This window comes from Microbispora hainanensis, assembly GCF_006874475.1.
Lineage (GTDB): Bacteria > Actinomycetota > Actinomycetes > Streptosporangiales > Streptosporangiaceae > Microbispora > Microbispora hainanensis.
The window spans coordinates 51,944-62,081 of the sequence record NZ_VIRM01000056.1 but is presented as its reverse complement, the minus strand read 5'-3'; the positions used below and the strand labels follow the sequence as shown (position 1 = coordinate 62,081).

The following is a 10,138-nucleotide window of genomic DNA, read 5'->3' as shown; positions in this document are numbered from 1 at the left end:
AGGCTCGCCGCGGCGAGAGTCTCGTCGAAGTAGTCCCCGGCAGCGGGCACAATGTCATTGACGGCCACTTCATCCCCTTCGTGTCTGAATGTGCGAATCGAAGGATTACGAAGTGGCCGTCCCTTGTCACATGGATCTCTCGCGTCACACCAGGGGAAAGATCACCCGCACACCACTCCCGTGGACGCTAACGACGCTCTGCTCTGATCTGATCCCGCCCTGGCGGCCAAGTACCACCGGCTGATGGTTAGCGAAGGCAAGCACCACAACTCCGCGATCTGTCACGTCGCGACCAGTCTGCTTACCCGGATAGCGGCCTGCTGACGGCGAGGAGAGCGCTACAGCCTGCACGACACCGATGGGCGACCGGTTGACCCTGCTGAGGCGCGAGCCATCATCGTCAAGCGCTACACCGTCCCGGCGGACCTACGCGCAGCCAGACGCACCACCCACATAGACGCCTTCAAGGGAAGGGGCCGGCGAAGCAAGAAGTCGCAAGGCGCTCCATCGCCTGGCCCGTCCACCCACCACGCTACGACCCTGCGGGGTTGACATCCATTAGGAACTCAACGGCATGGTCTTCACCACCCGCCTGGCCGGCGGCCGCGGCGGCCGCAACGCCTTCGAAAGCGAACTACGCCGCCTGCACCTGATCCAGAAGAACTGCACCCCCAACCACCCCACCACCTGCGGAAAAGTCGAACGGTTCCAGCAGACCATGAAAAAATGGCTACGCGCCCAGCCCGACCAGCCCACCACCATCGGCGACTTACAAACCTTCATCGACCGCTTCGCCGACGCCTACAACCACCACCGCCCCCACCGGTCGCTGCCGCACCGGGCCACCCCCGCCACGGCCTACAGCACCCGGCCCAAGGCCCAACCATCCGGCAGCCGCGAAGGCGACACCCACACCCGGGTCCGCCACGACCCCGTCGACCACACCGGCGTCGTCACCCTGCGGATCAGCGGCCGGCTCCACCACATCGGCATCGGACGAACCCACGCCCGAACCCACGTCATCCTGCTCGTCGACGATCTCCACGTCCGCGTGGTCAACGCCACCACCGGAGAACTCCTCCGCGAGCTGACCATCGACCCCACCCGCGACTACCAACCCCAGTACACAAAGAAACCCCCGAACCCGTAGGTTCGAGGGTTTCCGATGTCTTGCGACATCACAAGGTGCCCCCTGCAGGATTCGAACCTGCGCACCCGGCTCCGGAGGCCGGTGCTCTATCCCCTGAGCTAAGGGGGCTCAACCGCTGATAAGGCTACCAGGACTTGAAGGCCCTTCGTGACATCATTACGGCCCGCCGGGAGCGCGGGGATGTAGATCAGCGAAAACCGCGCGCCCGCCCCGTCTCATTGGCTAGCTTTGCCGCCGTGGGCGAGCTTCTGGGACGTGTGCTGGTCGTGGATGACGACGAGGTCATCCGGCAGCTCATAGCGGTCAACCTGACCCTGGAGGGGTTCGAGGTCGAGACCGCGTACGACGGGCAGGACTGCTTGGACCGCGTCCATGACGTGGATCCCGATGTGATCACGCTCGACGTGATGATGCCGCGCCTGGACGGCTGGGAGACGGCCACGCGGCTGCGGGAGGACCCGAGCACCCGGCACATCAAGGTCATGCTCATCACCGCCCGGGCCCAGGAGGACGACCGCAGGCGGGGCTACGACATCGGCGTCGACGCCTATCTCACGAAGCCGTTCGACCCGGCCGAGCTGATCCAGATCGTACGGGACCTGGCCAAGAGCCCCGGCGCGCTCTGAGCCGAATTGGTCCACGGACGCCGGCGCCGATTGGCCCGGGCGTGCGGGCCGCGAGGCTTCTAGCCTCGGCAAGCGTGATCGATGTCTCGACGTTGCTGGTCTACGCGGCCGCCTCGGCGGCGGTGGTGGCCGTGCCCGGCCCCAACCATCTCTACATCGCCGCCCGGGGCGTGGCCCAGGGTCGCCGTGCCGGGGTCGCCTCGGCTCTCGGGGTGGAGACGGGCACCCTGCTCCACATCGCCGCGGCGGCGGCCGGCCTGTCCTATCTGCTCGCACGGTCCGCGGAGCTGTTCGCGGCGGTGAAATGGGCCGGCGTCGCCTACCTCGCCTATCTCGGCATCCGCGCCCTGACCGGTCGGGGCACGGGCGGCGACGAGCCGCGGCCACAGCCGCTGCGCCGGGTCTTCCTCGAAGGCGTCGTGGTCAACGTGCTGAACCCCAAGACCGTGCTGTTCTTCCTGGCATTCCTGCCGCAGTTCGTGGATCCCTTCGGCGACGTGCCTGCGCAGGTCCTCCTGCTCGGGCTGGTCCTCGCCGTCATCGGGCTGGCCTCGGACCTCGCGTACGCGCTCACCGCCGGGTCGCTCGGCCGCCGCCTGCGCGCGAGCACGCTCAGGTACGCCTCTGGCGTGATCTACCTGGCGCTCGCCCTCGTCGCCGCGCTGAGCGGGGCCGGGCGTACGGCGCGGGCGTGATCAGGCCGCGCGGACGGACACCTCCTCGGCCGCCTTGTCGACGAAGCGGGCCAGCCGGGCGGGGTTGGCGAGCACGGTCAGGTGGCCCCGGCCCTGGATGTGGGTGAGGCTGCCGTCGGCGCAGGCCCGCAGGAACGCCAGTTCGTCGGCCCGGAAATGATCGCGGGCGCCGTTCACCAGCCAGACCCGGCCGGGGTAGGCGGCCAGCGAGGCGAGGGGGTCCTCCGCCGTGACCGCAGCGACGACGGACACCACGACCTCGCTGCTCACCCCGCCCTCGATCATGGCTTCTCCGGCGGCCCCGGGCAGCATCCGGCGCAGCGCGAAGCGGCTCACCCGGTCGGCGAGCGCGGGGTTGCGGGCGGCCAGGCGCCCGGCGAGCCGGTAGGCGTCCGCCATGGGCCCGTCCGGCCGGGCCGTGCAGCCCATCGCGACCAGGCCGGCGACGAGGTCCGGATGCCGAGCGGCGGTGGCGATGCCCACGTAACCGCCGAGGGACAGCCCCACGACGAGGGCCCGTCCGCCCAGGCCGGTGATCGTCTCCGCGACGACGTCGCAGGCCGCCTCCGTGTCGTACGGCAGGCCGCGGCGGCGGCCGTGGCCTGGCAGGTCGGGTGCGGCGGACGGGGCCCGCAGCAGCGCCCGCACCGGGGACCACATCGTGCCGCTCAGCCGGATGCCGTGGACGAAGACCACCGGCAGGCTCATGACGCACCTCCTCACATCGCAACGCAACGTTGCGTTGTATAAGTCATTAAAACACAACGGTGCGTTGCAGTAAGCTCCCCGCATGGCCCCACGCAAGAAGGACGACATCCTCAACGCCGCACTGAGCCTGCTGGCGGAGAAGGGATACGAGGGCCTCACGATCGAGGGTGTGGCCGAGCGGTCGGGCGTCAACAAGACGACGATCTACCGGTGGTGGCCGTCGAAGGCCGCCCTGCTCGGCGCGGCGCTGGTCGAGGCGCGGACGCTCGACTTCGACGCGCCCGACACCGGGAGCCTGCGGGGCGACCTGCACGCGCTGCTGGACGGCCTGGCCTGGCTGCTCACCACTCCCCCGGCGGCGGACATCGCCGTCGCGGCGCTCGGCGCGGCCGCCAACAGTCCCGAGCTGGCGGAGGCGGCCAAGGGCTTCTTCGCCGACCGGTTCGCCCGGGAGCAGCCGATCTTCGATCGGGCCCGCAAGCGGGGCGAGCTCGACGATTCCGCCGACCCGATGATGATCATGGATTTGCTCGCCGGCGCGGTCTGGCTGCGGGTGGTATTCCGGCAATTGCCTCTGGACGATGGCTTTACCGAGCGGGCGGTGAACGCCGTACTCGATGGGGTAGGGCGGCCAGAGGATCCCAAGGCGGGCCGACCGGCGCGAGCCGGCGGCTGACCGGAAGGATCGATCTGACGGCCCGCCTGGTGTGCCACTGGCGGGCCCTCCGCGACGGGTTCGCGGCGCGCGCGCTCCATGCGCGGCCGCGTACACCGGCGCGTCGTTCCCGCGGACGTTCCACGACCCGCCACGGTCGCGTCCGCTCACGTCATTCGCGCACATCCCAGCCGCGCCGCCCACGCCAGGCCGCACCGTGTCATGGCGCACCGTGTCATGGGCACCGTGTCATGCGCACCGTGTCATGCGCACCGGGTCGTGGTCGTGTCGTGCTCCGGCGCGGAGTGGAGGGAGCACACCGATGACCATCTCCAGCAAGCCGCCGAAACCTCATCGCAGGCGGCCCCGGCTTCTCCTCGGAATCGCCGCGGCGCTCACCGTCGTCACCGGGGCCGGCCTCGCCGCCGCGGGCGCACCGGGCCAGAACGAGACGCGGTACGCCCAGGGAGGACAGCTCCGGTCGGGTCCCGAGCAGTTCGGCATGACCGAGCTCGCCCTGCTCCGGCTCGGACCGGCCGGCCAGCACAGCCGGGCCGGCGACTACCAGACCTTCACCAGCCAGACGGGCGCGGTGGAATCGGTGCGGAGCGGCGCCGTGACGGTGGACGGCCGCACCTACACGGTCGACGAGTCGACCAGGGTCGTCGCGGACTACAAGGGCCTGCAGGGGATCCAGCAGGGCGACCAGGTATGGGTCATCGGCACGACCGGCGGCAGCCCGCGGGCGATCATCGTCGCGGACGCGAGCCGGCCGGCCCTGCCGGGGCACGGCGGAGGCACGGTGCCCCCCGGGCAGACCCCGCAGACCCCGACCGCACCCGTCACGCCCAGTGAGACCGGCGCGCCCGGTGGGTCGCCGTCGCCGGAGACGGTCGAGCCCACCGAGTGACGTACGCCCGGCCGTGGGCGGGGACCCGAGCGGCCCCCGCCCTGGGCGTGACGGCGTGACGGATCAGGACGTGGCGAACGTGAACCAGTTGAGGTTGACGAAGTCGGCCGGCTGGCCGCTGCTGAACGTGATGTAGACGGTGTGGGTGCCGGTCGTCGGCGTGATGTTGGCCGGGACGGTCGTCCAGCTCTGCCAGCCGCCGGTGTTGGCGACGGCGAAGTCGCCGATCGGGGTCGCCGTCGGGCTGTCGAGCCTGACCTGTACAAGGCCGCTCACGCCGGCCGCCGCGCCGGAGGCGACCCTGGCCTTGAACTGCCGCGCCGCCGTCGAGCCGAAGTTCACACCGTCGAAGCGCAGCCAGTCGCCGTTGGAGATGTAGCCGACGTTCTGGCCGCCGCCGCTGTCCTGGGTCGTCTCCACCTGCGTGCCGCTCTGCGCCTGGTAGTTCTCCGCCTGGATGGTGGAGCGGGCGTCCACGCCGCCGCCGGTCGGCGGGGGCGAGCTCGGCGGCGGGCTGCTGGTCGCGCCGCTCTGCCACACGGCCACGTAGTCGACCACCATCGGCCGTCCGGACACGGTGGCGGAGGTGGGCGTGGAGAACCCGGCGACGCCGTTGGGGAAGCCGCCGCCCATGGCGACGTTCAACAGGAGGAAGTAGCCGGAGTGGGAGGTCATGTTCGACCACGTCGTGGCGTCGAGCTGGCTCTGGCTGATGCTGTGGAACTGCTGGCCGTCCACGTACCACCGGAGCTGGTTGGGGGTGACGCTGCGGTCCCACTCGAAGCGGTAGGTGTGGAAGGCCGACTGGCAGGTCGAGCCGGGGCAGGCCCGGCTGGCGCCGATGCCGTTGGTCTCGCCGCACGCCCCGCCGGGGTTCACGCCGCAGTGCAGCACGCCCCAGACCGAGTTGATGCCGTTGACGTTCTCCATGATGTCGAACTCGCCGATGGCCGGCCAGTTCTGGTAGTTGCCGCGGTAGGGCGAGCCCAGCGCCCAGAAGGCCGGCCAGTAGCCGAGGGCGGCGTTGCCCGTCACGTTGGGCATTTGGATGCGGCCCTCGATCCGCAGGATCCGCCCGGCCTCCGGCTTGAAGTCGGTGCGGCGGGTCTCGATCCGGGCGGAGGTCCAGTTCTGGCCGCTGCCGATGGGGGTGATGCGCAGGTTGCCGGAGCCGTCCAGGCTGACGTTGGCCGGGTCGGCCGTGTAGTTCTGGATCTCGCCGGTGCCCCAGTTGCCGGGGCCTCCGGGGTACGAGTGGCCGGTGTCGATGATCCAGTTGGTGGACGACGGAAGCGTTCCGGCCGCGCCGTTGAAGTCGTCCGACCAGACGAGCGACCAGCCGGACGGCGTCGCGGGCACCGACGCGTCGGCGGGCCGTACGGCGAGGGCCAGGACCGCGGCGGCCACGGCGAGCAGCGCCGGCACCGAGCGCCGCCATGGGGAGTGGAGCACACGCATGAGTACCTCTCTCCTCGGTCCGGTCGTCGCGGCGGGGGGATTGGGGGGTGCGGGTGGCCTCACGCAGCGGAGACGGCGAACGTCCGCGGGGCCGGACGGCGGTGTCCGGAGAGGGTCGTGAGGGCCCGCGCACCGCGATCGCGGACCGCTTGAGCGACACTGTCCCCTCTCGCTCTCACTCGCGTCAAGAGGATCTGTGAAATCCGAGAGAGCGTTCTCAGCACATGCCACCCAGTGTAAGCAGCGAAGAGAGAGCGCTCTCCAGGCTGCTTCCTGTGAAGACCCGCGACGCCCCGCCATCGATGTCAGGAGACCTGCGGCAGGCGGAGCCTGGTCGCGCCCAGCGTGCCCAGCAACGCGGTCGCGGCCAGGACCAGAGCGGTCTCGCGGAAGCCCGTGAGCGGCGAGCCCGTCGCCGCGCCGCGGGTGGTGAAGAACGTGACGAGCAGGGCGATCCCGAACGATCCCGCGAGCCGCTGCGCCACGCTGAACAGCGTGTTGGCGTCCGGGACGCGTTCCGGCGCCAGCCCGCCCAGCAGCGAGATCACCAGCGGCTGGCTCGTGAACCCGATGGCCAGGCCGCGTCCGCACAGGACGAGCGTGGTGAGCCACACGGGCGTGTCCGGCGTGAACAGCGCCATCAGCCCGGTCGTCACCGTCAGGAGCACCATCCCGAGCACCACCGCGAACCGCACCGACCGCCACTCGGCCACCCTCTGGCCGATCGGGGCGGACAGTCCCATGGCCAGGCCCTGCGGCAGGAGCGCGAGCCCGGTGACAAGGCTGGAATGGTGCTGGATCGTCTGGAGATAGAGCGGCGCGAGGAACAGCACGGCGAACAGCACGACACTCGACACCGCGCACAGCGCGAGGGTCATCGCGCGCGCCCGGTCCCGCACCAGGTCGAGCGCCAGGGCGGCCTGCGGCCGGCGGCGCGCCCACAGCACGTAGGCGGCGAGGAGCGCCAGACCGGCCGGCCATGACGGGGTGGCCCAGCCCTGGGCCGCCACCCGTTCGACTCCATAGGTCGCCAGCCCTAGTCCGGCCGCCAGCAGGATCAGCCCCGGCAGGTCCGGCCGTACGGCGCGGTCGCCCCGGACGCCCAGGCCCGCCCGACAGGCCGCGAACGCGCCGGGCAGGGCGAGCAGCCCGATCGGCAGGTTGATCAGGAAGATCGAGCGCCAGCCGTACGCGCCGATCAGCAGGCCGCCCAGGGAGACGCCGAGCGCGGGCGCCGCGAAGAACGCGAGACCCGCGGCGAGCGGCACCCTGCCACGCGCGCCCGTCGCGGCTCCGCCCTCCCCGATGAGCAGGCCGATCGCCAGCGGGACGAGCGGCGCGCCGCCCAGGCCCTGCAGGGCCCTGCAGCAGATCAGCGTGCCGGCGTCGGGGCTCAGCGCGCACGCGGCGGACGCGAGTGTGAACAGGACCAGGCTGCCGATGTACGTCGGAACCAGCCCGAACCTCCTGGCCAGGTAGGACGTGAGGCCCAGACCGACCGCCAGGGCGAGCAGGTAGCCGCTCACGGTCCACTGCACGACGTCGAGGGGCCGGCCGAGCTCGCGGGTCAGGCCGGGCACCGCGAGGTTGACCACCGACGAGTCGACCATCGACAGGATCGGGCCCGCGACGAGCCCGAGCGACATGAGGCGGGTGGGCCTGCCGACCTCGGCGCCCGTCGTCACATGGACTCCCCCGGCGATGGCGACGGCTGCGGGAGCGCCGCCTCCAGCTCGTCCAGCCAGGCCAGCTCGAGGCGATGGCGCTCGATGTTGAAGCGGAGGACGCGCAGACCCCACGGCTCGTGTCCCGCCGCCGCGGCCATCTCCTCCTGCGCCGCCAGCGAGTGCTCCACGCACTCCCGGCGCACCTCGATGATCCTGCGGCGGTCGGGCTCGGGCAGCAGATCGAACAGACCCACCCTGACCTGGAACTCCTCGTCCTTCGTCAGGAGCGTCGTGTCGGCGGTGCGCAGCAGCGCCCCCAGCCGCTCACGCCCCTTGCCGGTGATCCGGTAGACGGTCCTCGGCGGACGGCCCAGGGTGGTCTCCTCCGCCACCTTCTCGATCTCGCCACGCTGCTCGAAGCGCCGCAGGGCGGGATAGAGCGTGTTGTTGTTGAGCAGGCCACCGGTGACGCGCTCGATGTACTTCTTGATCTCGTAGCCGTGCTTCGGCGTGTTGAGCAGCCCTCGGAGGATCACGATGTCGGAGTACACCCGTCCAAAATAACCTAGGTTAGATTAACCGTCGAGGGGTCAGGCGCCGCGGCCCCAGCGGTAGGCGCCGTAGCCCATGAGCAGCAGGCTCACCGCGCCGGCCACGGCTCGCCAGGTGTTCCACGTGGTCCACCGGGCCGAGTAGTCCGCCCAGATCCGGGCGGCGGCCTCGGCCGGGTCGCCGTGGGCGGCCGCGGCGAGGGCGTTGTTCATCGGCACGTTCACGGCGGCCGTGATCAGGAGCACGCCGACGACGTACACCGCGGCCGCAGCGAAGAACGGCCAGGCCGCGCCGGAGCGAGGGGTGGCGAGCAGCAGGCCGCCCGCCCCCGCGGCGGCCACCGGGGCGAGGACGAACGCCGCCAGGAACACCGGGTTCTGGATCTTGACGTTCATGGCGTTCATCGCGTCGATCGCCGAGGAGGCCGGCGCGGCGTTCAGGCCCGGCATGACCCCGACCGAGAATCCGAAGAACGTGCCCGCGATCCCGGCGGTCATCAGCGTGGACAGGCCCGCCGCGACGGCGGCCGGCAGGTACGTCATGACGCCTCCGCCGCGGCCCGGGAGCGGACGCCGGCTGTGGCGGTGGCGGTGGCGGTGGCGACCGGATTGTGCGCTGTCGTCGTCATGGCGATCAGTCAACCGGCGGACCGCTCCCGGCGACATCGCCGAGACGCTCGACCGCATATCCGGCCGTCTACGATCTGGCCATGGACGCGCTGGCCGATCTCCTCGACGGCCCCCGGGCGCGGGGAGCCTTCCTGCTGCGGGCGACCCTGAGCCCGCCCTGGTCGGTGCGGATCCAGGACGAGGCGCCGCTGTGCCTGGTCGCGATGGTGCGCGACCAGGCGTGGATCACCCCCGACGAGGACCCCGCCGTAGAGGACAGCGCCGTAAAGGACAGGGCCGTAAAGGACGGCGCCGTACGGGACAGGGCCGTACGGGTGGGGCCCGGCGACGTGGCGGTCGTGCGCGGTCCCGGTCACTACACGGTCGCCGACGACCCGGCGACCACGCCGCAGGTGGTGATCCACCCCGGGCAGGTCTGCACCACCCCGGACGGCCGCGCCCTGTCGGGGGAGATGGACCTGGGCACGCGCACCTGGGGCAACGACCCGGACGGCTCGGCCGTGCTGCTCGTCGGCACCTACCAGATGCGCGGCGCGGTCACCCGGCGGCTGCTGGCGGCGCTGCCCACGCTGCTGGTGCTGCGCGGCGACTCCTGGGACGGCTCCCTCGTCACGCTGCTCGGCAAGGAGATCGGCAAGGACGAGCCGGGCCAGGAGGTGGTGCTCGACCGCCTGCTCGACCTGCTGCTGATCGCCGTGCTGCGCACGTGGTTCTCCCGGCCGGACGCGCAGGCGCCGGGGTGGTATCGGGCGCACGGCGACCCGGTGGTCGGCCCGGCGCTGCGGATGCTGCACGCCGACCCGGCGCATCCCTGGACGGTCGCCGAGCTGGCGGGCCGGGCGGGCGTCTCCCGCGCCGCGCTGGCCCAGCGGTTCGCGAAACTGGTCGGCGAGCCGCCGATGGCCTACCTGACCGGGCTGCGGCTGGCGCAGGCGGCCGACCTGCTGCGGGAGACGGACGCGACGCTGGAGGCCGTGGCGCGGCGGGTCGGCTACGGCACCGCGTTCGCGCTCAGCTCGGCCTTCAAGCGGGAACACGGCGTGAGCCCGCAGCGCTATCGGGAGACCCTGAGCCACCCGGCCGGCTGA

At 71.5% G+C, this 10,138-nt stretch carries 11 protein-coding genes and 1 tRNA gene; 6 read left to right on the top strand and 6 right to left on the bottom strand.

Going from position 1 to position 10,138, the window contains the following annotated elements; translation table 11 throughout:
- Window positions 1–574 precede the first annotated feature (574 nt).
- Window positions 575–1,150 (top strand): integrase core domain-containing protein, encoded by a 576-nt coding sequence (locus tag FLX08_RS33085; protein ID WP_208761809.1) that lies wholly within the window; start codon window positions 575–577, stop codon window positions 1,148–1,150.
- A gap of 36 nt (window positions 1,151–1,186) precedes the next feature.
- Here the strand turns inward: FLX08_RS33085 and FLX08_RS33080 are convergent.
- Window positions 1,187–1,258 (bottom strand) — tRNA-Arg (locus FLX08_RS33080).
- 149 nt (window positions 1,259–1,407) lie between these two features.
- Between FLX08_RS33080 and FLX08_RS33075 the strand changes: the two genes are divergently transcribed.
- Both FLX08_RS33075 and FLX08_RS33070 read left to right on the top strand, forming a co-directional pair.
- A complete protein-coding gene (locus tag FLX08_RS33075) occupies window positions 1,408–1,776 on the top strand; it encodes a response regulator transcription factor (RefSeq protein WP_142624194.1) in 369 nt (122 codons plus the stop codon).
- 74 nt (window positions 1,777–1,850) lie between these two features.
- Window positions 1,851–2,471: a LysE family translocator gene (locus FLX08_RS33070; RefSeq protein WP_142624185.1), complete on the top strand. Its 621-nt coding sequence runs from the start codon at window positions 1,851–1,853 to the stop codon at window positions 2,469–2,471.
- Here the strand turns inward: FLX08_RS33070 and FLX08_RS33065 are convergent, their stop codons facing one another.
- A complete protein-coding gene (locus tag FLX08_RS33065; RefSeq protein ID WP_142624184.1) occupies window positions 2,472–3,179 on the bottom strand; it encodes an alpha/beta fold hydrolase in 708 nt (235 codons plus the stop codon).
- Window positions 3,180–3,261: 82 nt separating this feature from the next.
- On the opposite strand from FLX08_RS33065, the gene FLX08_RS33060 reads away from it, so the two are divergent.
- A complete protein-coding gene (locus FLX08_RS33060; protein ID WP_142624183.1) occupies window positions 3,262–3,855 on the top strand; it encodes a TetR/AcrR family transcriptional regulator in 594 nt (197 codons plus the stop codon).
- Between the two features lie 301 nt (window positions 3,856–4,156).
- Window positions 4,157–4,744 carry a hypothetical protein gene (locus FLX08_RS33055; protein WP_142624182.1) on the top strand — a complete coding sequence of 196 codons (588 nt, stop codon included), beginning with the start codon at window positions 4,157–4,159 and terminating at the stop codon, window positions 4,742–4,744.
- A gap of 63 nt (window positions 4,745–4,807) precedes the next feature.
- On the opposite strand, the gene FLX08_RS33050 is transcribed toward FLX08_RS33055, so the two are convergent.
- From FLX08_RS33050 to FLX08_RS33035, 4 genes are all read right to left on the bottom strand, one after another.
- Entirely contained in the window at window positions 4,808–6,202 is a 1,395-nt protein-coding gene (locus FLX08_RS33050) for a glycoside hydrolase family 16 protein (protein ID WP_142624181.1), read from the bottom strand.
- A 305-nt stretch (window positions 6,203–6,507) separates the two neighbouring features.
- A complete protein-coding gene (locus FLX08_RS33045; protein ID WP_208761808.1) occupies window positions 6,508–7,887 on the bottom strand; it encodes a DHA2 family efflux MFS transporter permease subunit in 1,380 nt (459 codons plus the stop codon).
- On the bottom strand, window positions 7,884–8,420 hold the full coding sequence (locus FLX08_RS33040; protein WP_142624180.1) for a PadR family transcriptional regulator: 537 nt from the start codon (window positions 8,418–8,420) through the stop codon (window positions 7,884–7,886). The genes FLX08_RS33045 and FLX08_RS33040 overlap by 4 nt, the downstream gene beginning before the upstream one ends.
- A gap of 39 nt (window positions 8,421–8,459) precedes the next feature.
- Window positions 8,460–8,963 carry an anthrone oxygenase family protein gene (locus FLX08_RS33035; protein WP_142624179.1) on the bottom strand — a complete coding sequence of 168 codons (504 nt, stop codon included), beginning with the start codon at window positions 8,961–8,963 and terminating at the stop codon, window positions 8,460–8,462.
- 167 nt (window positions 8,964–9,130) lie between these two features.
- Between FLX08_RS33035 and FLX08_RS33030 the strand changes: the two genes are divergently transcribed.
- A complete protein-coding gene (locus FLX08_RS33030) occupies window positions 9,131–10,138 on the top strand; it encodes an AraC family transcriptional regulator (RefSeq protein ID WP_142624178.1) in 1,008 nt (335 codons plus the stop codon).